Annotated in this window: 15 protein-coding genes and 1 pseudogene; 9 read left to right on the forward strand and 7 right to left on the reverse strand. The window is 41.8% G+C overall.

From position 1 onward, the window contains the following. Window positions 1-272 precede the first annotated feature (272 nt). From MSTHT_RS01985 to MSTHT_RS02000, 4 genes and pseudogenes are all read left to right on the forward strand, one after another. The gene (locus MSTHT_RS01985; protein WP_082086724.1) at window positions 273-2,372 is read left to right on the forward strand and encodes a NosD domain-containing protein; all 2,100 of its coding nucleotides are present in this window, start codon (window positions 273-275) and stop codon (window positions 2,370-2,372) included. A gap of 436 nt (window positions 2,373-2,808) precedes the next feature. After that, window positions 2,809-4,248 (forward strand): annotated as a pseudogene (locus tag MSTHT_RS15450) (NosD domain-containing protein); the annotation flags it as partial. Between the two features lie 96 nt (window positions 4,249-4,344). Further along, complete coding sequence (locus MSTHT_RS15455) at window positions 4,345-6,354, forward strand: PGF-pre-PGF domain-containing protein (RefSeq protein ID WP_231588233.1); 2,010 nt, start codon at window positions 4,345-4,347, stop codon at window positions 6,352-6,354. Between the two features lie 45 nt (window positions 6,355-6,399). Further along, window positions 6,400-7,044, forward strand: coding sequence for a class I SAM-dependent methyltransferase (locus MSTHT_RS02000; protein WP_048166346.1), 645 nt, complete (start codon window positions 6,400-6,402; stop codon window positions 7,042-7,044). A 32-nt stretch (window positions 7,045-7,076) separates the two neighbouring features. On the opposite strand, the gene MSTHT_RS02005 is transcribed toward MSTHT_RS02000, so the two are convergent. The 5 genes from MSTHT_RS02005 to MSTHT_RS02025 form a co-directional block, all read right to left on the reverse strand. Further along, window positions 7,077-7,364, reverse strand: coding sequence for a hypothetical protein (locus MSTHT_RS02005; RefSeq protein WP_048166347.1), 288 nt, complete (start codon window positions 7,362-7,364; stop codon window positions 7,077-7,079). A gap of 153 nt (window positions 7,365-7,517) precedes the next feature. Next, complete coding sequence (locus MSTHT_RS02010) at window positions 7,518-7,916, reverse strand: molybdopterin dinucleotide binding domain-containing protein (RefSeq protein WP_048166348.1); 399 nt, start codon at window positions 7,914-7,916, stop codon at window positions 7,518-7,520. Next, complete coding sequence (locus MSTHT_RS02015) at window positions 7,916-9,160, reverse strand: formylmethanofuran dehydrogenase subunit B (protein WP_048166349.1); 1,245 nt, start codon at window positions 9,158-9,160, stop codon at window positions 7,916-7,918. Before MSTHT_RS02015 ends, MSTHT_RS02010 begins: the two co-directional genes overlap by 1 nt. An 11-nt stretch (window positions 9,161-9,171) precedes the next feature. Then, window positions 9,172-9,636 carry a (Fe-S)-binding protein gene (locus MSTHT_RS02020; protein ID WP_048166350.1) on the reverse strand — a complete coding sequence of 155 codons (465 nt, stop codon included), beginning with the start codon at window positions 9,634-9,636 and terminating at the stop codon, window positions 9,172-9,174. A 382-nt stretch (window positions 9,637-10,018) separates the two neighbouring features. Next, window positions 10,019-10,300: a ferredoxin-thioredoxin reductase catalytic domain-containing protein gene (locus tag MSTHT_RS02025; protein WP_048166351.1), complete on the reverse strand. Its 282-nt coding sequence runs from the start codon at window positions 10,298-10,300 to the stop codon at window positions 10,019-10,021. A gap of 1,340 nt (window positions 10,301-11,640) precedes the next feature. On the opposite strand from MSTHT_RS02025, the gene hdrA2 reads away from it, so the two are divergent. Beyond that, entirely contained in the window at window positions 11,641-14,037 is a 2,397-nt protein-coding gene (gene hdrA2 / locus MSTHT_RS02030) for a CoB-CoM heterodisulfide reductase HdrA2 (protein ID WP_048166352.1), read from the forward strand. Continuing rightward, a complete protein-coding gene (locus MSTHT_RS02035; protein WP_048166353.1) occupies window positions 14,034-15,485 on the forward strand; it encodes a 4Fe-4S binding protein in 1,452 nt (483 codons plus the stop codon). The genes hdrA2 and MSTHT_RS02035 overlap by 4 nt, the downstream gene beginning before the upstream one ends. A gap of 196 nt (window positions 15,486-15,681) precedes the next feature. Here MSTHT_RS02035 and MSTHT_RS02040 read toward each other — a convergent pair whose 3' ends face one another. Then, a complete protein-coding gene (locus MSTHT_RS02040; RefSeq protein ID WP_082086725.1) occupies window positions 15,682-16,107 on the reverse strand; it encodes a universal stress protein in 426 nt (141 codons plus the stop codon). A gap of 737 nt (window positions 16,108-16,844) precedes the next feature. Continuing rightward, on the reverse strand, window positions 16,845-18,332 hold the full coding sequence (locus tag MSTHT_RS02045; RefSeq protein ID WP_048166355.1) for a hypothetical protein: 1,488 nt from the start codon (window positions 18,330-18,332) through the stop codon (window positions 16,845-16,847). Between the two features lie 911 nt (window positions 18,333-19,243). Here MSTHT_RS02045 and gatE point away from each other — a divergent pair. From gatE to MSTHT_RS02060, 3 genes are all read left to right on the forward strand, one after another. After that, window positions 19,244-21,145: a Glu-tRNA(Gln) amidotransferase subunit GatE gene (gatE, locus tag MSTHT_RS02050; protein WP_048166356.1), complete on the forward strand. Its 1,902-nt coding sequence runs from the start codon at window positions 19,244-19,246 to the stop codon at window positions 21,143-21,145. Window positions 21,146-21,554: 409 nt separating this feature from the next. Further along, window positions 21,555-21,935 carry a response regulator gene (locus MSTHT_RS02055; protein ID WP_048166357.1) on the forward strand — a complete coding sequence of 127 codons (381 nt, stop codon included), beginning with the start codon at window positions 21,555-21,557 and terminating at the stop codon, window positions 21,933-21,935. A 246-nt stretch (window positions 21,936-22,181) separates the two neighbouring features. Further along, window positions 22,182-23,663, forward strand: coding sequence for an aldehyde dehydrogenase family protein (locus MSTHT_RS02060; protein ID WP_048166358.1), 1,482 nt, complete (start codon window positions 22,182-22,184; stop codon window positions 23,661-23,663). Window positions 23,664-23,666 lie beyond the last annotated feature (3 nt).

Here is a 23,666-nt window from a genome sequence, read left to right on the forward strand (position 1 = left end):
ATTAGGACGCAGGCAGCCTGTCATGTTATAATGAAAGTTGATTCGGGACATAAGAAAAGAAGACTATCTGGTTATTTTGCTGAGTTTGCAATTGGTTGCTTCTTATCTGGATTTTTATCTCTTTATTTTGATATTATTCTGATTCAATAAATTTATATTATTTAATGTTTAAAATCTGATTTATCAATAGAAAATTAAATAATAATTTAAATAAAGCGTGGGGGATTTTAATAAACAGGTTTGTTACTCTAGCGATAGCTATATTCACTTTTATGTTTTGTTCGAGTATAGGTACAGCGGTTGAACTAACGGTCCAGCCAGGGGAGTCAATTCAGTCTGCAGTTGATAATGCAAGTTCCGGAGATGAAATAGTCATAAGTCCCGGAAACTATAGTGAGAATATCATTATAACAAAGGACAATATTGTATTAAGATCCAGCTCTGGAAATCCCGAAGACACCATAATTACAGCAAATAATAATGCTTCAAATGTATTGTCTATAGACGCGGATAATGTAACTATTATGGGACTAACCATTACAGGAGCTGGACTTGACAGGTCGGGAATCCAACTCTCCTCATCCAATTATTGTATTATAGAAAATAACAAGCTCGTTAACAATGCTCTCGGAATATACTTACAGTATTCAATGAACAACAGTATCATTAACAATACAGTGGAACAGGGCAAGAGAGCAGTTAACATTGAGAGGTCAAATTATAACACAATAATGAACAACAAGGTTTCAGGTCAGCGGTTTGGAATTTATCTCAGTGCTTCCGAAGGAAATAAACTCTCAGAAAACGAAGCAAATATGAACTCCAACCATGGTATTGTCCTGGAAAATTGTATAAATAACAGTCTCGAAAACAACACCGCGAATGCAAACGGCGGATATGGTATCCATATAGTGTTTTCAACCGGTAATGACCTGTTCGGAAACATTGCGGACTCAAACACGAATTATGGCATATCTTTTGTCGATTCCCTTAACAACAGGATTGTAAACAACACCGCGGTCAATAATGCCAGAGGTATTTTCCTGCAAAGATCCAGTGAGAGCGAGATCCTTGACAATCTGGCTTTGAACAACAATTACGGTATCCGTCTTTTCTCAGGGATGAACTGCAGTATCTCAGGAAACGAAGTCTCGAACTGTAATGCTTCAGGGATTTCTTTACTGAGCTCTGCTGACTGTTCCATCAGTGAGAATTCACTGTCAAATAACAGTCTCGGAATAGACCTGGAATTATCCAATAATACTGTAATTCTTAACAATACCATCCAGAAAGGCGGAAGGGGAATTAGCCTGCGGGATTCGAGTTATAACCTGGTGTCAAATAACATGGCTTTAAACAACAGATACGGATTTTATATATCTCGCTCTCACTGGACTACACTAATTAACAACACGGCAAGTACGAGCGTTAACCACGGAATTGTGCTGTTAAATTCCACCAATAATAACTTTACAGGCAATACTCTGAATTCAAATGGAGGGCATGGTGTTTATCTGACAAATTCGAGCACCAATACCCTGGATAGTAATACGGCTTCTGATAACAGTAGAGGCATTTACCTGATATCTTCCAGCGGGAACAATATCATAAACAATGCGGTGCTGGGTAACAGGGAATTCGGAATCCTGCTATCGTACTCCATAGACAATAACATCTCAGGAAATGAAGTTTCTAACGGCGGACGTGGAATCCACCTGAGCACCTCCCAGAGCAATACCATTTCAAGAAATATTATCGCTAGGAACAGTATCTCAGGCATTTTCATGAGCTCTACAAGCAATGATAATATCTTCTTTGATAATTATCTGAACAATGTCTTTAACTCAGACGTTAAGGACGGAAGCGCAGGAAATGTCTGGAATGTCACAAAAACTGCTGGAACCAATATTGTTGGCGGACCATTCATAGCAGGTAACTTCTGGGCAAAACCTGATGGTACCGGATTTTCCCAGACCGCAACCGATGGGGATGGAGACGGGATTGCTGATACAGCATATAAACTTCCGGGCAACAATTATTCGGACTTCCTGCCTCTGGTAGGGGGCTCTGAGCCTGAGCTATCTGTATCGCCTCCTGTAGATGTTACGATTCCCGCCTCCGGAGCAGGCATCGATGAAACGGAAATAACGACAAATGAAACTGCTGTCAACAGAACGGAAACAAATAAGATGGAAAGTGAAAATGAATTAAATAATACAGGTAATAAAACGATAGCAAATACAACAGATACAAACAAAACCAAAGTACCTGTCAACGGAAATGAAACGCAAACCAATAAAACAAAAACGGATGATGACAGCAAGGTAGAAATGGACATCGATGAGATGGAAGACGATATGAAACTTGATTGAAACAGCCTGAGCAGCCCAGAGGATTAAGCAACAGTCCAAAACTCAGGGATAAAGGTTTATCCTTTAACCCATTTTTCCTATTTTTGCTTTATCAGGCATACAGGTGTTTTTAGAGTCACCATTCTTTTTCAAAATTATATTACGGAGACAGGTAGTAATTGGGGCTGTATTTATGCTACTCAGATCTTAGTTTAAATAAGATAAACAGAATCAATAATAAAATAAAGCAATAATAAACTGAAGCAATAGTAAACTGAGGCAATAGTAAACTGAGGCAATAGTAAACTAAATCAATAATAATTGAAGCAATGCAAAATGAATCAATATATTTATATTGTTCGAACTGATTCCCTAATTTATTAAAAGAAGTTTTAATAGAATTTTACTTTTATATTGGGGAATCAAAATGAAGAAATTAATTGTCCTTCTAACAACCATGCTTATTTTTGCATTAGTCTCTGGAATCGGGGCGGCTAAGGAGATTCCTGTTAATGCGACGAATTCTATACAGGCTGCTATAAATAACGCAGCCTCAGGCGATGTAATAATTGTCAAACCCGGGATATATACCGAGAATATTAGAATCACTAAACCAGATCTCGTAATAAGGTCTGAGTCAGGGAACCCTGAAGACACTATAGTCAAAGCTAACTCAAACACAAGTGTTTTCAGCATGTCAGCAGTTAACACGACGATTAGCGGGTTTAAAATAGAATCCGCTGAGACCGGAATTTATATGGCTAACTGCATTAACTGCACGGTTACAAATAACTATCTTTCGGAAAATAAGGTGGGAATAACTCTATTTGGTTCGAATTATAATGAAATTTCGGAAAATAGAGTAAACTCAAACAGACAGCATGGGATTCAAATCTTATACTCTGAAGGAAACAAACTCTTAAATAACAGTGTAAATTGGAATGATAGAGGAATTAATCATTTATACTCAAACAAAAGCGTGATCTCAGGCAATAATGTCTCTAATAACATGAACTAAGGAATGTGGATTTCTCACTCTAACTTTAATACAATCTCCGGAAACATAGCTAACGAAACCAGCAGGGGTATCTCTCTGGATTCCTCTGCTGATAACAATTTTTCTGGAAATATTGTTGCTTTTAATAGCGTATCAGGCTTTTATGAATGTCGTGCCTGCCGCAGAAATCTCATTTTCAATAATTACGCCAATAATAGCCTTAATGCAGATATCAACACTGTGGACACCACCTGGAATATAGAAAAAACTCCAGGCACCAATATCGTCGGCGGACCTTTTTTAGGAGGCAATTTCTGGGCAAAACCTAGAGGCAATGGATTTTCACAGACTGCAACTGACAGAGACAAAGACGGGATTGCTGATTCTGCGTATACTGGCGACTTACAGAACGTTACAGATTATCTGCCTCTTGTATCAGTTTCCAACCCTGAAAAGCCAATCCCAATTCTACCTGTTGCAAACTTCAGTACCAATGTGACAGGTGGCTATGCTCCTCTTTCTGTCCAGTTCACTGATCTGTCGCAAAATGCAATTTCCTGGAGATGGGATTTTGAGAGTGACGGAAACATAGATTCAACTGACCAAAATCCGGTTCACACATATACGATCCAGGGAAACCATACCGTTAACCTAATCGCAGGCAATGAGAATGTCACAGACTCAAAAACTCAGGAGATTATCGTTCAGGAAGCACAGAACGAAGAAAAAATCCTTCCCTTTGTAGACTTCAGTGCCAATCCCATGAGTGGTTATGCTCCTCTTTCTGTCCAGTTCACTGATCTCTCAAAGAATGCAACCTCAAGGAACTGGGACTTTGGAGACGGAACAAATTCAACAGAGCAAAACCCGATGCATACTTATTCTGCACCAGGAACCTATACCGTTAACCTGACCGTCAGCAATGCAAATGACTCCACATCAAAACTGAGCACAATAAATGTTCTACAACCTTCTGTTTATGCTTATATTACTAACATGGGCAGCAACAGTGTCTCTGTAATTGACACATCTACAAACACTGTTACCGCTACTATAAATGCAGGACATTATCCATTGGGAGTTGTAATTGCCCCTGATGGAACAAAGGCATATGTGGCTAACGCGGAGGGAACCGTCTCTATAATTGATACATCCATAAACAATGTTATAGGGACGGTGGAAGTAGGAGGTTATCCTTATGGAATTGCAATAAGTCCGGATGGGAAAAAGGTATATGTGGCGTGTGACGAAGGAAGCAATAACGGATATATCTATGTAATTGACACCTCAACCAATACGGTTACAGCCGCTGTGCCTGTAGGAGATACTCATTTAGGAGTTGCAGTGACCCCTAATGGAACAAAGGTATATGTGACAAACTATTTCAGCGACAATATTTCTATAATTGACACTGCAACAAATAATGTTATAGGTACGGTAAATATAGGAGACTTTCCTGTTGCAGTTGCGGTGAATCCTGATGGGAAAAATGTATACGTGGCAAATACAAATTATCCACTCGAGGGAGGTGGAAGATTTACAGGCACCGTTTCTGTAATTGATACAACTACAAACAATGTTACAGCGGTAGTGGAGGTTGGAGCCTCTCCTTCAGGCATTGCGGTCAACCCGACAGGAACAAAAGTATACGTGGCGAACTATGTTAGCAATAACATCAGTGTAATTAACACAGCAACAAACAATGTTACAGCTTCTGTTAATTTAGGAATTCGCCCTTACGGAGTTGCAGTAAGTCCTGATGGATCAAAGGTATATGTAACTAATCAGGGCAGCAACAATGTCTCTGTAATTGATACTGCTACAAACAATGTTATAGATACAGTGAATGTAGGAAACAGTCCTGTAGCTTTTGGGCAATTTATAGGAGAAAAATCAGTAGCTCCGGTTTCAAACTTCAGCGGCAATATTATGCAGGTAGTACCAGAACTGACTGAAGCTGACAATGGGAGAAGAGTAAATTTCAAATATGGAGAGATTTTTTACCTGATTCTTCGGGAGAAACCGGGTACATCCTATGCTTTGCAACTCAAACTGAGCAATGGTCTCACCATTCTAAGTGAAAAATCAGTACTTATAAATCCTCCGGCATATTTTGAAGTTCCCGGAGGCGTTATGGGAGTGGATCATATATGGAAAATAAAAGCTAATTCGGAAGGCAACAAGCAGATTAAAGGAACTTACATACAACCTTTAACGAGAAATGTAGCAGAAACTTATACTGTTTACCTTAAGATAGGCGACGGTGGAAGTAGTGGTGGACGCGGTGGTGGTGGCAGTGGTGGCGGTTCTACTGAACCTGCAAGAAATGTGGATGTAAAGGAACTTTCACAAGTACGCGTTGTAAGCGGAAATCCAGTTAAATTTGATTTCCCGAAGAATGCCACCTGTGTTGTTTATGTGAGTTTTGATGCAAAGAAGACCGCAGGCAAGACCACAACCATTGCCGAGCAGCTCAAAGCAAAATCAACCCTGACTTCAAATCTGTCCTCAGGTGAGGTTTATAAATACTTCAACCTCTGGGTTGGAAATGCAGGTTTCGCAACAGAAAAGAACATTGAGAACCCTGTAGTGTGCTTCAAGGTCGAAAAATCCTGGCTTGAGGATAAGAACATAGACCAGAATTCAATCACGCTTAACAGGTACAGCGATAAAAAATGGTCTGAACTGCCCATAAAGCTGTTGAGAGAAGATAGCAAATATCTGTATTTTACGGCTGATACCCCAGGATTCACTTACTTTGCAATAACAGGGAAACCAGTTGAAAATGAAGCCGGAATTGAAATGAAACCTGAAACCAGCACTGCGGAGCTTGATCAGAATATAACGACATCAGAAATTGAGCAGAGCCAGAAACCTGAACAGGGGAATCTAACAGGCTCACACGAATCTAAAGAGGGGAACCTGACAAGCATGCCGGAATTCAAAACACTATATGCTATAATCTGTCTTTTTATTGCATACGCCGGCAGGAAGAGGAAAAATTAAATCAATCAGGAAAAACCAGAAGATAAGTACGGGAGTGGGGGTTCAATGGGGTCATGGAAGATTTTTGACAGGTATGCAGAGGAATATGACGCCTGGTATGAGAGTAATGAATTCGAATACAGGTCGGAACTGCTTGCCCTGAGAACTTTCCTCCCAGAAAATCTGAAGAAATTGAAAGCACTTGAAATCGGAGCCGGTACAGGCAGGTTCTCTTCAGTTCTGGGGGTCGGACTCGGGCTTGAACCATCAAGGGCTATGGCAAGACTTGCAAAGCAGCGAAGCTTGGAGGTCGTGCTTGGAGTTGCAGAGTTCCTGCCCTTTAAAAAAGAAAAATTTGATCTGGTTTTGATTATTACCTCACTTGCTTTTTTCGAGAATCCTGATCAAGCGTTCAGAGAGATCCTGAGAATTTTGAAGCCAGGTGGACAAATTATAGCCGGAATTCTTGACAGAGACAGCCCACAGGGGTGCTATATCGAATCAAAGAGCAAAAAAGGCAGGTTTTTTTCTGAGGCACACTTCTTTTCGGCAGAAGAGATCTCGGAATATCTTACAGCACTCGGGTTTGAAAGTCTTGAAACCTGCCAGACAATCTTTAAACAGCCTGAACAAATTAAAGAAATTGAGACTCCGGAAAAAGGGCATGGAAGGGGATGGTTTGCAGTACTTTCAGCCAGAAAGCCTCTTTAAAGAAGTCTTTTTAAGCTCTGTGGGCTAAAGGTTTAAAAAGAATTACGATTCCGAATTTCTCTGAGCCTTTTTTTTCCTGCATCAATAATGGACATGAGTTCGGAATAGGCACATTCTGAGAGTTCGTTTCCCTGAGCGAGTGAAAAGAGAGTTTTTCCATCCGAATAAAGAAGAATTCCGTTCCATTCTGCGAAGTGAATGCCTGAAAGATACTCACAGGGCAGTTCCCATCGGGAATCTACATTTTCAAAACCTTCAAAACGGTAGAAAACAGCCCCATTTTTCAAGACTTTTGTAAATCTTAGGAGTTTACTGACCATATTTTTTCATCCAGGTTGTGTTACCATAAAAAAGAAACAAAATGATTTCTACCATTTTTAAAGGAAATTATTAAGGGAATTTTAAAGGCTCAATGATCTTCTAAGGAAATCAGTCAGCTCTAACAAGAAAAAGAATTAAGTCAGTAGAAAAAATTAAACCATGAGCTCAGTTATTTTTTCCCCTTTTGCATTGGTAACGGTTACGGATATTTCTTTAAACTTCGGAACTCCTGTGCCGCCAGTTTCATCCGAAACAAGCATATTTGACCAGGGGCTTTTAGGCATATATGCAATGCCCCTGTGAGGAGTTTCATATCCAGATTCCTCAGCTCTGACAACAACCCGTCCAAATTCGTTTTTTAGGATGACAGTATCGCCTTTTTTTACGTTCAGCTGTTTCAAGTCTGCAGGATCCAGCTTTATGACGGCAGAAAGGTTTTTGTACTCTTCCCCAAAACGGTTTTCACGCATAGCCTTATCCTGAAAGATATCCCGATAAGTTATGATTTTAACTTTTATTTCAGGAGCCAAAAGAAAAGATCCGAAATCCATTACAGTGCCTCCATTATTTTCTTTAGGATTACTTCCTCAGATGGGTGATCTGTCTTAATTACAGGTTCAAAACTGACTTTAACCCCATCCATGCGTGTAGCACTTCCTCCTGACTCTACGCCACTTATTGTGGTATTGATGTAAACTTTTGCATGCTTTGAAGTAAGGGTTTCACAATGGTCTATTGAGATAACAGGAATCTCAAGCAGGTTTTTCACAATGGAGTGGGGAAGGATTGAAAACGGATCAGTGCCAATAATAAGGGCTGCATCCACTGTTTTCGCTTTAAGAGATTCAACAATTGAATACTCTGGCCCATGTTTTACAGTACCGTCCTCAAACTTCACGCTATTTACATACCCTGTTTCTGCAAAGAGCTTCTCGTTAAAGCCCACTATGTTACAGCTACTTACCATTGGGATCAGGTGGAAGTTGGCTTTTTCGTTAAGGACTTTCATAAGCTTGAAAAGCGGCTCAAGGTCATCAATCGAGTAGATTAGCCCGCGTCCTACGAAAATTACCCCGAACTTTGCCCCTTTAAGGATATTTGCAAGCTCAAGGATTCTCTTTGGAGGGAAATTGTAAGAGGTTTTGGGAATCTTTCCAGAAAGCCCTGCAATCAGGGCATCGATAAACTCTGCATCTCCTTTTGGAGGAATCTGGAAGAAATAATTCCCGCAGATCTTTGCAGTATGAGACTTCCGAACATCTATTGCAATTGCTGTTCTTTCTTCTTCCCAGCCCCGTTGCTTTTCGCTTCCTCTGGGGAAATAGGAATGCTTTGAAAGAAGGCGAGGATGAGAGTCCGATGGGTCTGTTCCCCAGTATATAATTACATCAGCTTTATTCCTCACGTCGTCAAGAGTGCAGGTCTTAAGCTTATTTTGAATGATAGCCTCTGACAGAGGACCCAGACAGAAGGAGGATGTATCATCAAGCGTTGCGTTGATTTTTTTTGCAAGCTCGATTGCCAGTTTCTGAGTTTCATCTGTAGAATTCCCGAGCCCGAAGATCAGGGGATTTTTTGCATTCTTGAGAATTGATACTGCCTCATTGATTGCAGTTGCCTCATCAACAGGTGTGTTATCAACACGGAAACCTACTTCGCCCCTGGTTTCCTTCATGTGGGCTACACCTACTCTGCAGGCTGTGTAAACTTTATTTACTACGTTTTTCTCGGATTCAACCTCTATATCATCGCAAAGGAGTCCACAGCCTGTGCACACATAATAGTTTTTCTCCATATCCACATTCCTCACACAAACTCAATTGCTTCTACAGGGCAGGTTACTATACAGCCATTACAGAGAATTTTATTTTTTCCGAAGCGGCGACATTCCCCTAAGTTCTGGGCTCTTACAATGCCGTCTTCTACGGTCAGAACCAGCTTATTAGCATTCCTGGGGGCGTTTCCTGAGCCAACTCCATAAGGATCATTTGCTACATTAGGAGGGCAGGCAACCACGCAATTTCCACAACCGAAGCACAAATCTTCATGCACAATGAGCCCGGTTTCGGTTGCTTCTTCGGATGGTTTGAAAATTTCACGTATTTTTTCATAGTTTTCTTTGTATTTTGGTTCTTCTTTAAGGGGCGGGCAGTCCTCGGGTGTGAGCTCGCGTGCCATAAGGGCTACTGCAAAAGCCATACATGAGGTTTTTCCGCACTTTTTGCAGTTGGTTTTTGGAAGCAGCTGATAGAGTTCCATTGCATTTGTCATTCCAGGTCACCCTTGAGTCAAGTTTTTAGAAGTAAATTTTTAATATAAGTTCTCCTTAGAGGGAATGAATAACAAAATTACGATTAAAAAGTAAAATTAAGCTTGCCACTGAAAACGCAGGTTAAAGAACCTTTAATTAAATATATGTAAGTACTCTTCCTTAAACTCTCGCTTTTTTATTTTCAGTGTTACTTTCAGCTTGAGGAGGGAATATCCGGCAAACTTCTGCGAATAAATTGAGATCTTCAAATTTTGATGCCCTTAGGTACGCAGGCTTCTATTTCTGGGATCTTTGAGGTCAAAGGCTTTTCAAATTAATTTTCCTGGTCACAGAAATAATTGATAAGCCTCTTTACAGGCAAATGAATCCAGTGAACCCAATTTAATTCGCTTTAAAGAAAAGTTCGCAGTGGCAGCTTCCATCCCTTTCGACTTCTTCTTTATGATATATGCAGGGACATACGATCTTTCTATCTTCTTTTTCATCTCCCGTAACTATTCTGCAGGGGCAGTAGCGCTTTCCGAATTTCTCAAGCTTTAATGTAAGCCCGTCAAGCACATAATCAAGAGCTTCTTTATCCGGGTTAAGCCTGTAACCTGCTTTCTCCGCATACTTCTGAGTCCATTCATACATTTTTTCCTTTAATTCATTGTGTTCAGTCATACAAAAAAACTCCTGACCCTTTAAACCGAAACAGTCCTGAACCTTTATGAGAAGAATATGTGAGTACAGTTTGAGTCATTTATAAAATGGTAGTATTAAGGTACTAATTATCCTTAATTGGTACCAAGATGTATGGCAACAATTCAGGATTTTAACATCAACTCCAGTTTGTAACGTTATAGCTCTATTTTTATTCAAGTTATTTATAGAAATACCTTATCCCTCAGGAATTATTTAATTCCTCCCATACTACCAGTTTCATCTCACTTATATCTGTATCCAATCCTGTCTCACTTATGCCCATATAACCATTTTCTGTTAAATTTTTATTGAGTCGCCCGTTTGAGACTGGTTCCTAAATTAGGAATTAAGTTCTCAAACTATAAATCAATTGGTAAGACTTTGGTGGTAAGGTAGAAGTAATGATGCTAAGGTTCTGTCCAATACTTTTCTCATATACCAGCCAAACTGCGTATCAGTCAAAGTGAATTGTCAGTCTGGAGTTCAGGTTTAAATATAAACCCGGTTAACTGGTTGGCTCAAGACAAATAAGAAAGTTAATATACCTAAAATATAAATTCTATTATATAAATAAATTCTGTTATATAAATAAACTGTTAAGCTGTATATAATAAATGGTCAAATCTGTTACAGAAGATAAACTATAGAAGAACATAGCAAAAAATAATAAAACTTAGAGTAAAAACTTAGAGTATTGGAACTTATCTAAAATAGTCTGAGATTTAAAATAATAAATTAACATTAAATAAATTTGGAAACACCATATAAAATAAAGGTTTTGATTTTATACAAAATCCTTATGCTTTTATTCAGTTTAAATGAAAAAGTATAGGGATATGTAAAGGCTACTATCTATCATTAGATTATCAGTTCAATACAAATAGCAAATTGTTAATTAAACAATAACACAATAAAAAATTGTAAATGTGAAAGAATAACAATTTCATATGAAGATGAACAATATAAAAGTAACAAATCCATGAATTTGGAATTTTAATTGTTCTCAACAAATTTGAAATCTAAAAATTCTTTAGTGAGCAGCTGTACCGGATCTGGTTTTTCTGTATGGCAAAATGCTCTTGCACGTGGTTCTGAATTATGGTCAGGAATCATAACTTTCAGTATGTAAACCTTTCAGGTTATATGCAAATCTTTCAGGTTATATGCAAATCTTTCAGATTATATACAAGTCTTTCAGGTTGTATGTAAATCTTTCAGCTTGTATGTAAATCTTTCAGGTTACATGTAAATATTAGAAGCTATAGCTTGACGAATCGTTAAGATTCGGCATTAAACACAGGTATATGGAGTCACCAATTATGCGAATCGGAGTCTATATTTGCCACTGCGGGTTGAATATTGCGGGAGTAATAGATGTACTGGCTCTGCAGGAAATGGCAGCTGAACTGGAAGATGTGGTGCTCGCCCGGGAAGTACAGTTTCTGTGTTCCGATTCCGGACAGGAAGGCATCATAAAGGATATAAAAGAAAATAAAATCGATAGGGTCGTAATAGCTGCATGCTCCCCGAGGCTGCACGAAAAGACCTTCAGGCACGTGATGGAAAAAGCCGGGCTAAACCCCTACCTAATGGAGATGGTAAATATAAGGGAGCAGTGCTCCTGGGTGCATGCCGATGACCCCCAGATGGCGACCCAGAAAGCTTTTGACCTTATAAGGATGGGAGTTGCAAAGGCAAAGTTCCTTAAGGAGCTGAGTGCAACAAATTCCAAAGCAAGCCGAAATGTGCTTATCATAGGAGGAGGAGTTGCCGGAATTGAGGCAGCCCTGAATCTTGCTGACGCCGGTTTTCCGGTCACGATGGTAGAAAAGGAATCCACTATAGGAGGCAAAATGGCTCTGATGAATGAGGTCTTCCCCACTAATGACTGCTCCATCTGTGTACTTGCCCCTAAAATGACAGAAGTCCAGAACCATCCTAATATTACTCTTTACACATATTCCGAAGTCACTGATATTTCAGGGTCAGTCGGCAAATTCCATGTAAAAGTCAAACGCAAACCGAGATTCATACTTGAAGATAAATGCAAAGGCTGTGTCGATCTCTGCGCAGAGGTCTGTCCTGTAGAAATCGAGAATCCCATGAATTACGGAATCGGAAAGACCAGAGCCATATATATGCCAATTCCTCAGGCTGTTCCGCAGGTGGTGCTTATAGATCCCGACCACTGTGTAGGCTGTGGATTATGTTCACAGGCATGCCCTGCCGATGCCGTAGACTACGAACAAAAACCTGAAGAGATTGAGTTTGAAGCCGGGGCAGTAATCGTTTCAACGGGGTACCAGCTCTTTGATGCATCTAGGAAAAAGGAGTACGGGTTCGGGAAATACCCTGATGTTATAACAAACATGCAGCTTGAGCGCATGCTTAACTCGGCAGGGCCTACAGGCGGACGGGTTATTGTGCCTTCCACAGGCAAGCCCCCGAAAAGCGTGGCTTTCATCCAGTGCGTCGGGTCAAGGGATAAAACCGTTGGGAATGAGTACTGCTCAAGGGTTTGCTGCATGGCTGCACTCAAAAATGCCCAGATGATTAAGGAACGCTACCCTGATACCGAGATCACGATCCATTACATTGACATCCGGGCTGCAGGGGAGATGTATGAAGAATACTACGCAAGGACGCAGGCTATGGGTGTTGATTTCATTCGGGGAAAGGTTGCGGAAATTTATGCAGGCGAAGACGGCAGGCCCGTACTCAGGTATGAAAACACCCTGGAGTGCCGGGTCGAAGAAGAAGCCTGCGACCTTGTAGTGCTCTCTACGGGTTACGAGCCCACCGAAGCGGCAGAAAATATAGGCAGAATGCTGAATCTTGCCCGACGGCCAGACAGGTTCTTTGCAAGCGCCCACCCAAAGATGCGCCCTGTAGATGCCCCTGTCAGCGGGGTTTTCCTTGCAGGCTGCGCCTCAGGACCCAAAGAAATTCAGGTCTCAATTGCCCAGGGCAGTGCATGTGCATCCAAGGTAATGCAGCTTCTCGGAACAGGCGAGCTTGAAGCCGATCCTATGGGAGCTCATGTTGATCCTGAAAAATGCATAGGATGCAGAACCTGTCTTGAGGTCTGCAAATTCGGGAAAATCACTATGGAAAATAAGAAAGCTTTAGTAGACGAGGTTTCATGTTATGGCTGTGGAGACTGCAGTGCAGCCTGCCCTGCTGGAGCAATCCAGATGAAGAATTTCGAAAACGAACAGATTCTAGCCCAGGTCCGGGCTGCAACTGCGTACAAATCCCAGAGTCCTTTCATAGTGGCTTTCCTCTGCAACTGGTGCAGTTATGCCTGTGCAGACCTTACCGGAATGTCGCGGCTTCATTATCCGACAAATATCCGAGTTGTGCGTACGATGTGCTCTGCAAGGGTAAGCCCCGAATTCGTACTTGAGGCTTTAAAAGGTGGAGCTGATGGAGTGCTTGTTGCAGGCTGCAGGATGGACGAGTGCCATTATATACATGGGAATTATGATGCAAAACGAAGAATGGACGTTTTAAAGGAAGTCATAAGCGATATTGGACTCGATCCCCGACGGCTGAGAACCCTGTGGATCTCTGCTGCTGAAGGAGAACGTTTCTCAAATACTATTACTGAGTTTGTAAAGGAGCTTGAAGAGATTGGCCCAATAGGCACCGAGCTCAAGATTAAGGAGACGGGAATTGGAGATACTGGAAACGAACTAGGGGAGGTGGCACAGTGAGCGAGGAGTACACAGAACGGGAAGTTCATTTATGCAGGGGATGCTGCGAAGCCGGAGAAAACGAAGTTATAGAGGCTGAAACTGAGGAGTTCGAAACCGAAGATCTCGAAGCTGAAGCACCCGAGACTGCTGAGGAAGAATCCCAGGAAAGGATTACGGTTACAACCAGCATGGATCTCCAGGGTTCCCATTTTATCTATACCCAGGCAACCGAGAAGTCTATCAAAACCCTGGATTATGACTACAAGCGCTGTAATGGCTGTGGGATCTGTGCTGAAATCTGCCCAACAAAAGCCCTTGAAATGGGTCCAATTCATGAGATTGCAACCGGGCTTGATGCACCTGCGGTAATCATGGATCTTGAGAAGTGTACTTTCTGCAGAATGTGCTCAAACCTTTGCCCTATGCATGCCATCACCTTTGAAGCTGTGGGAGAGGTTCCTGATGAGAATCAGTACCCCAAGTATGATACTTATGTTAAGATAAACGAGAAGTGCCTCCCCTGTGCGCTCTGTGAGGGAGCCTGCCCTCAGGATGCAATCGAAGTTGAGTTCACCTTCCCGAAAAAAGAAGAAATTGCGCCTTTTAAGGAAGGGGCAGAGGGAGAAATTGCAATTGACACTGAGAAATGCAATTTCTGTGGAATCTGCGCCCGGTTCTGTGACGCTTTCATCCTGCTCGAGCGCGAACCCACTCCTGAAAATCCCGTGCCTTTCGAGCAGTTGCTTGTAGATGAGGATAAATGCGATTACTGTGTGCTCTGCCAGGATATCTGCCCCGAGGAAGCAATAAAAGTTAAAGGAGAACGTCCCTGCGAGGCTCCAAAGGTCGAGGGGAAAGTCACGGTAGACGAACTGAAGTGTACGCAGTGTGCCCGCTGTAAAGCGGTCTGCCCGTATGAAGCCGTAGACCTGCAAAAGCCTATGGAAGGGCAGCTGAGCCTTATAGATAAGAATCTGAAGGAGTGTGATCCGCAGGGCTGCCGCGGCTGTTTCAACGTTTGTCCCTCGGAACTGTGGTATGTGCCTACCGATCCTGAAGACCCGCGGAAAATTGCTTTTAAAGAGGATTTCTGTATGTACTGTGGAGCCTGTGTGAAAGCCTGCCATCTTGACGCCATTAAAGTGGATAGGACAGAAATTCACCATACCGAGATTCCTGATACTCCCTGGGCTGCGCAGTGGAGGGATGCAATTGAGTCCCTGAAGACAGGAGTAAGGAAAGGCGTCGACCGTGCCGTTCCCAGGGAAACCGAGACCCTTAAAGCCCAGAAGTTCATGGGCGTTGAGCCTCCTGGAGTTGATGAAGAACTTCTTGCAGCCGTGCAGGCAAAGCTCGAAGCCCTTATGCCAGCTCTCAGGAGCGCTAAAATCAGGAAACTCTGGGAAACCGACTCTCCGAAAAATGTAGTCGCAGCCGTGAAAAAGAAAATCGAAATCGAAAGCTGAGGGCTATAAAAAGAGGAAATCGGACCTTAAATCCTCAAATTAGCTCTGAAGAAAACTGAGATAAGCTGAGAGTAAGCTGTGAAAATTCAGAGATGAGATTAAGATATAAGAATAAGATATAAAGCTCCATACATAGGGAAAGTTGCAAGCATGAAGAGAGCTTTAAGGCTTCGATTCATAGCCTGCCGTTCCCCTCTCAGGAGTCACATTTCTCTTTTACGACCATTACAGGAACTTTTGAGTGCCGTATCACTTTTTCTGCGACGCTGCCCAGGATCAGCCTGTCAAGACCTGTTCTTCCAATCATGCCCATAACAATGATATCCATTTTTTCTTCCTCTGCAAACCTGATCAGTTCATCGGCAGGATGACCTTCAAGCAGGACGGTCTCCACATTAACATTTTTCAGTTCTCCTATCTCATTTATGTAGCTTACAGCTTTGCATCCCTCCTTTCTCAGAGCTTCATACATCCGCTCGCGGTCAAAATCCACAGCCATGGAAGAAAAGTACTCTGTGGATACTACATAAACCGCGTAAACTGTTCCTCCGCTCAACCTGGCAAGTTCTATCCCTCTACTGGCAGCAATCCTTGAGCAGACCGAACCGTCAGTTGCAATCATTATTTTCTTAAAAGTAACGTCACTTATGAAAAATCACCATTTACCTATTAACCTGCACGAAATATAACAGCATCGGAGATCTAAAAGTGAAAAGCCAGGTTAACTTTTTCATGTTAGCCTGAGATGTCGATTTATACTACTGTATTATTTCCATAGTGGTTGCACCGGTTCAAAGCTATAATTCTATATATGGGAAAAAAATTATTGTATAAGCATGGCAGATCCTATTGGAAATTTTCTCTCAACTGTAAAGCAGAACATTCCATATCTAAAGGATCATGAGGTGACTCATGAGGTAGCTCTCGGAATAGTGATGCACTTATTTATTTTCATCTGTTTTATCACTCTGTTTTCCTTGTTAGTAATCAAGTTCATTTAACTCTAATAGATCGCGACTGATACTTAATAGACCGCGACTGATACAGCCCGGCTTTAGACTTACAGCATCCTGGTCAACTGGCAGCCGATCAGGAAGGCTGACACAATTCATAGATTTGTAAGATAATTTTCATGACTGAAAACTCTGAAATAAAAAAAAGAATGAAAGGGGTGAATATCAGGATATATCGTCGTTATTTAAACAATACAAATCCTGATTATCTCAGATGTATGTTATAAGCACATGACCCATGTCATAAGCACATAATGCGTGCTATAGGCGTGAGACATCTGTGATAAAATATATGCTATTATAAACACACTCAACGCTGCAAAGGCGTACATCACCCTCTAAAACTTCACGAACTTTCTATCATATCGAAAATTCTTTTGGCTTCGCTGATTATATAATGTGCATCTTCGCTTTCTATCCTGCCTTCTGCTTCCATGATTAAAACGCATTCAATGTAAAAGCCAAGCTTAACCATGGCTGTATCAGTGTCCCCGGCTTCAAGAGACTTGATCGTATACCTGAGCTTTGCATTGAGCAAATTCTTTGCAGAGGGCTCCATGTCAAGAGAATTCACATGTGCTTTGAGTTTTTTCAGCTCTTCTACGGAATTCATCTTAGACAGTTCTTTTTTATCAGTTTTTTCCTCTCCAGTTTCTTTTTTGTCAGTTTTCTCCTTTACAGCCTCTTTCTTAGCAGCTTTTTCTTCTACAGTCTCTTTCTTGACAGTTTTCTCCTCTACAGTTTCTTTTTTAGCAGCTTTTTCTTCTATAGTTTCTCCAGAAGCCCGGAGAGTGAACATGTAAATATCGTTATTTCCGTTGCGGTTATCGGTCCATACAATCCTGTCGCCGAAGATGTCATCCGCCCACTGCTCAGATTCGTTTGTCGTTATCTGCATTTCTTCGGAAGTGGAGAGGTTGTACATATAAATGTCAGGATTATCCCATCCGTTACCATTGCGATAATCCGTCCAGATTATCCTGTCTTCATAGAGAGCAGGGCGCCACTGTTCTGATTCATTGTCGGTTATCTGAACCTCGGTGGAGTTTACAAGGTCGTACATATAGATATCGGAGTTTCGATTGCGGTCATCTTCCCAGACTATTCTGTCCTTATAAATGTCAGGCCTGGCATCGGAAGAAACACCTGAGACGAGCCTGGTTTCCTGCGCTGTTGAGAGGTCATACATGTAGAGATCCCCATCAACGATCTGGTGCGAGTATAGAGGCTCGCCGTTCCGCCCGTCTACCCAGATGATTTTATCTTCATAGATTGCTGGGAAAGTCTTCCATGATTCGTTCTTGGTAATCCGGATTCCTGTGGAGGTGGAAAGGTTGTACATGAAAACATCCCAGTTTCCTTCAGGCCAGTGGTCAGCATCCAGACTTCCTCCTCCGTGGCGCCCATCCAGCCAGACCAGTTTGTCTTCATAGAGGGAAGGCGCATATTGGTCGAACTCATTTCGAGTGATCCGCGTCTCCGTGGATGTTGAAAGGTTGTAAACGTAAATATCCCAGTTCCCATTGCGGTTATCTTCCCATGCTATTATGTCTCCGTAAATGACAGGCGAGTACTTCAGGGATGTATTGTTGGTTATTCTCATTTCTTTACCAGTGGAAAGGTCGTAAGCATAGATATCTGTAGACTCGTAGCCGTCAGCATTGCGATAATCTTCCCAGACTATAATGTTCCCGAATGCCGCAGAGTTGCTCTGATCGGCTTCATTGGCGGTAATCCGAGTCTCATTTCCTTCGGCTACCGCTGCAGCTGCTATTCCTGTAAATATTAATAAAAAAATAAAAAGGCAAATTATTAACATATATTTTATTTTCATGTCATCCCCCCAAAAATAAAGATGTCTGGAAATTACTCTTCCAGACTTTAATATTTACTTTAGTATATATCAAGGAATATGAAATTCATATAAGAATTTAAGAAATTGTATTAGTAAACGTAAATTTTTGTTCTAAATCGTGTATTAAAATGAGAATTTGCCCGCTTAATTTTGTTAAATTAATATGTGTGAACGTTGCGGTGTCGAATTTACATCCGTAAGAGCTAAAATTTGAGCAGCTGGGACATGTTATATCTCCAGCTTATAGTTTCATCCAAAATGCAGTTAATAAGAATTTTTCATCTCTGAAACATAAGTTCTCGAAGGATTGCGTTTATGACTGGCTCTTGATGAAATCTACAGATCGAGATGTAAAAGAGTGAAGGCTAGAGAAATGTATGCTCCTAAATTAGATTCAAACAGAAGTTAAGATGGGGAATAAAGATCTTTACTCATTCTATTCTTTAGTAAGATATTATTTAACCTGTCAATAAGATAGCTTCACTCTTATATATAGAGATACCTTTATACCTTCTATCATACCTTTTACATTCAATTCCTTACCCAGTGATTATCAATAACAATTGACAATTAACAGTACAGCACCTAAAAGACTAAGAGAGGAATCGAGCGCAAAAAAGTTTAAAGATAAGAGAGGAAGTAACGAGCCAAGGATTTAATACTGAAGGAGAGCAAAAGGACGCAATTTAAAGGATAGGATTTAAAAGAAAATTAGAAAGGGCTGAAGGGAATATTAAAGAGAATTTAAAGAAAAACTAAAGAAATTCAGCTCGTATTCGAGGAAATTTAGTTAGTATTCAGGGAAATTCAGTAGTATTCAAAGAAATTGATAAGATTTTATGGGAGTTAAGGAGAATTAAGGCGCTTCCTGCTTAGATTCGGGTGAAAATATGGAAAAATACGATTACAGTGAACTTGGGCTGAAAGCCGGGCTTGAGATCCACCAGCAGCTGGACTCGAAGGAGAAGCTGTTCTGCAGGTGTCCAACCGTTTTAAGGGATGTAAGGGATTCAAACTTTGAGTTTTTCAGGTATCTCAGGGCTACGGAAAGTGAGATGGGAGAAATGGACAGGGCTGCGGTGGAGCAGACCAAGATCAGGAGGAAGTATATCTATAAGGCTTATGATACGACCTGCCTTGTAGAAAATGATGAGGAGCCTCCAAGAGAACTTAATAAGGAAGCCCTGGAAATTTCCCTCGAGATTGCAAAACTCTTCAACATGAAACCTGTGGATCAGATGCACGTTATGAGAAAAATCGTGGTAGATGGGTCGAATACAAGCGGGTTTCAGAGAACGGCTTTTCTTGCAAGCAACGGGTATATTGAAACCTCCGAGGGGCGTTGCGGAATTGACAGCCTCTGCGTGGAAGAAGAAGCTGCCCAGAAAATTGAGGAAATCGGAGACTCAATCGTTTATTCCCTTGACAGGCTGGGAATCCCGCTTGTAGAACTCGCCACTGCACCGGATATAAAGTCCCCTCGTCATGCCCGAGAGGTTGCCGAACAGATAGGAATGTTCCTCAGATCCACAGGGAAAGTAAAGCGCGGGCTTGGAACAATCAGGCAGGATGTGAATATCTCAATTTCCGAGGGCGCAAGAGTTGAAATAAAAGGTGTACAGGCGCTTGACCTCATAGAAGATATCGTTCGCAGGGAAGTAAAAAGGCAGTTGAATCTTCTTTTTATCCGACAGGAACTCATGGAAAGAAAAGCCTTCGTCTGCGAAGAGATTTACGACGTAACAGGGCTTTTCATAGATACAAAGTCCAAAGTCCTGCAAAAAGGCGTGAAAAAAGGCGCAGTTCTTGCCGCCCTTCTCAGGAAATTCGGCGGACTTGTAGGCAAAGAAGTGCAGCCAGGAAGAAGGCTCGGAACCGAGTTTTCGGACAGGGCAAAGACTGCTGGTGTAGGAGGGATTTTCCATACCGATGAACTTCCCAACTACGGGATTACCGATAAGGAAGTTCAGGCTGTCAGGGACGCCGTAGGTGCACATCCTGAGGATGCCGTAATAATGGTTGCAGACGAACCCGAAAAAGCCAGGCTTGCAATCGAAGCGGTTATTGCAAGGGCAAAAGAGGCAATTAAAGGAGTTCCTGAAGAAACCCGAAGAGCCCTTCCCGATGGAAATACTGCTTATATGCGCCCCCTTCCGGGAGCAGCAAGGATGTACCCTGAAACTGATGTGCCTCCGATAGAAATTTCACAGGAATACTTCGACTCAATCGAGATCCCTGAACTTCTGACCGAACGGGCGAAGCGTTTTATCTCCGAAAACGGCTTAAATAAAGAGCTTGCCGAAAAAATAGCCTATTCAAAGTATCTTCCTCTCTTTGAGAGCCTGGTCGGAACTTATAGAAAAGATGCAAACGTAAACCCAACCCTGATCGCCAGAACGCTTGTAGGAATTGTTCCGGAAATCAGGAGAAACGGGGTCGAGACCGAAAATCTTACGGATGAGCATTTCAAAGGGCTTTTTGCAGCCATCTCAAATCAGGAAATTGCAAAAGAAGCTATCCAGGATCTTCTGACAGCTCTTGCAAAAGAACCGGAGCTGAGTGTTCCTGAAGCGATTTCAAAGCTTGGGCTCAGTGCCTTTGACCCTCAGGAGGTCGAGAATTTCATCAAGAAAACAGTCAGGGAGAGAGGAGACTTTATCAAGGAAAAAGGTCCAGCAGCTCTTGGTCCCCTTATGGGCATTGTCATGAAGGAATACAGAGGCGTGGTTGATGGAAAAATCCTTAGCCAGATGCTGAAAAAAGAACTGGATGATTTTATTAACCAGGTTTAAATTACCCTTTTTCTTTTTTTATATTTTCTAATTTATTCATTTTTCTTCTTTATTACATTCTCTAATCTTTATTCATTTTTTTCATCCATTTTCCTTTCCATTTGTTTTCTTTTTCGTTCATTTTCTTTTTCACTCATTTTCATTTCTTACTCATTTTCATTTCTCATTCATTTTCATTTTTTCATTCATTCTTACTTTTCATTCTTATTTTTGGAGTACAAAGAATTTCATTTCTATGATACAAAAACTCCCGTTATATAGTACAGAAGTTAACTTTTTATATTAATTAAGACATTTATACTAATAATAAACGAGGTTGAGATTTTGTTACTTCTTACCAGAAGATGGTAAGTGGTAACTGATCCACAGGAAGGTTACAGAAAAAAATAACCTCAGGAGAAGACCCCCCGTGAAAGTACTGCTCGTAGACGATGACCCCCTATTTCTAGAGCTATCAAAGACATTTCTTGAGCTTTTCCATAATATAAAATCGGACACTGTAAACTCTGCACAGGAAGCCCTTGAGAGACTGGAAAATGAGTCTTATGATGTGGTAGTCTCCGACTATGACATGCCTATTATGGACGGCATTACATTTTTGAAAACTATCCGTGACAGAAGTATTGACATCCCCTTCATAATGTTCACTGGAGTGAGCAAGGAAGATGTCATACATAAGGCAATTGAAAATGGCGTGAATTCATTTATCCAGAAGATAGGGGATCCAAAGGCTCAGTATTCCGAATTGTCAAAAAAGATCTGGCAGGCTGTCAACAGCGGTGCAGGTTGATAATAAGAGCTGAAGACCTGAGACCTTGCAGAGGCTTTCAACCAGATCCAGAGTGTGTGGTTTAGAGTGTTCATACATCAATAGCTTTTGCTAATCCTGCTTCCGTACCTTTTTTCCTTAACAGGTTTTTACGAAACCTGATCGAATTTTTACTTGACCTGTGCAATAGAAAGTTGAGCTGCCCGTGGGCAAAAATTTATGGAATATATTTATCTTCTTTTATACTGATATTTTCGAAGGGATTGTATGGTTCAGGAATACAAGCTGTTTATTGGGGGAGAGTTTAAAGACTCGTCAACAGGAGAGGTTTTTGAAGATATAAACCCGGCTACTCTGGAAAGCGTTGCCATGATACAGGTAGCTGGAGCTGAAGATGTGGATAGGGCGGTTGAGGCTGCCGAGTCAGGTTTTAAAATATGGAGCAGAATTCCGGCTCCAAGAAGAGCTGAAATACTTTTCAGGGCAGTCCGGATTTTGCAGGAAAGAAAGGAAGAACTTGCTGTCCTTATGACACAAGAGATGGGAAAGATCCTGCCTGAAACAGGGGGGGACGTACAGGAAGCCATTGATATAACAAATTATGCTGCAGGAGAAGGGAGGCGGATGTTCGGGGAGACAACGCCCTCCGAACTCAAGCAAAAGTTTTGCATGACCGTACTGAGACCGATAGGAGTTGTTGGCGTGATTACGCCCTGGAACTTCCCTCTTGCGATTCCTGCCTGGAAGATTATGCCAGCCCTTATAGCTGGAAATGTAATCGTATTCAAACCTGCAAGTGATGCGCCCCTGCTTGCCTTCAAGCTGATAGAGGTGCTTATAGAAGCTGGTCTGCCTCCGGGAGTAATAAACCTTGTTACAGGGCCAGGAGGAACTGTCGGGAAAGCCATAGTCCAGCACCCTCGCATAAATGCCATTTCCTTTACAGGCAGCCTTGATACAGGAAAATGGATAATGGAAGAATGTTCAAAAACCATGAAACGGGTTTCTCTGGAGCTCGGAGGCAAAAACCCGGTAATTGTTATGGATGATGCTGACCTTGAACTTGCACTTGAAGGTGTGTTGTGGGGAGCTTTCGGGACGACGGGACAGCGCTGCACGGCTACGAGCAGATTGATTCTACATGAGAAAGTGAAGGATGAATTCACCAGACGGCTGATTGCGAAAGTTAAAGCTCTCAGGCTCGGCAACGGACTCCTGCCTGAAACGGATATTGGGCCTTTGATAAGTAAAGCCCAGCTTGAGAAAACGGAAAAGTATGTGAGCATAGGGATAGAAGAAGGCGCAACCCTGCTTACAGGGGGAAACCGAATAGACCCTGGGCTTCCAGGATATTTCTTCGAGCCCACAGTGTTTACGGATGTCAGGCCTGAGATGAGGATAGCACAGGAAGAGATCTTCGGGCCTGTACTCGGGATTATTACGGTTTCTGACCTGGAAGAGACAATTGAGGTTGCCAACAATACTAAGTACGGGCTTTCTTCGGCAATCTACACCGGAAATATAGGTAATGCTTTTAAAGCGATCGAGAGAATCGAAGCCGGAATTACATATATTAATGCCCCTACTATAGGAGCCGAAGTCCATCTTCCTTTCGGGGGTGTGAAAGGGACAGGGAACGGCTTCCGGGAAGCTGGGACAGATGCTATAAGGGAGTTCTCCGAGGTAAAAGCCGTATATATAGACTATAGCGGCAGGCTGCAAAAAGCTCAGATCGATCTGCCGGAATGAGAT

It is taken from the genome of Methanosarcina thermophila TM-1, assembly GCF_000969885.1.
Taxonomy (GTDB): Archaea; Halobacteriota; Methanosarcinia; order Methanosarcinales; family Methanosarcinaceae; genus Methanosarcina; species Methanosarcina thermophila.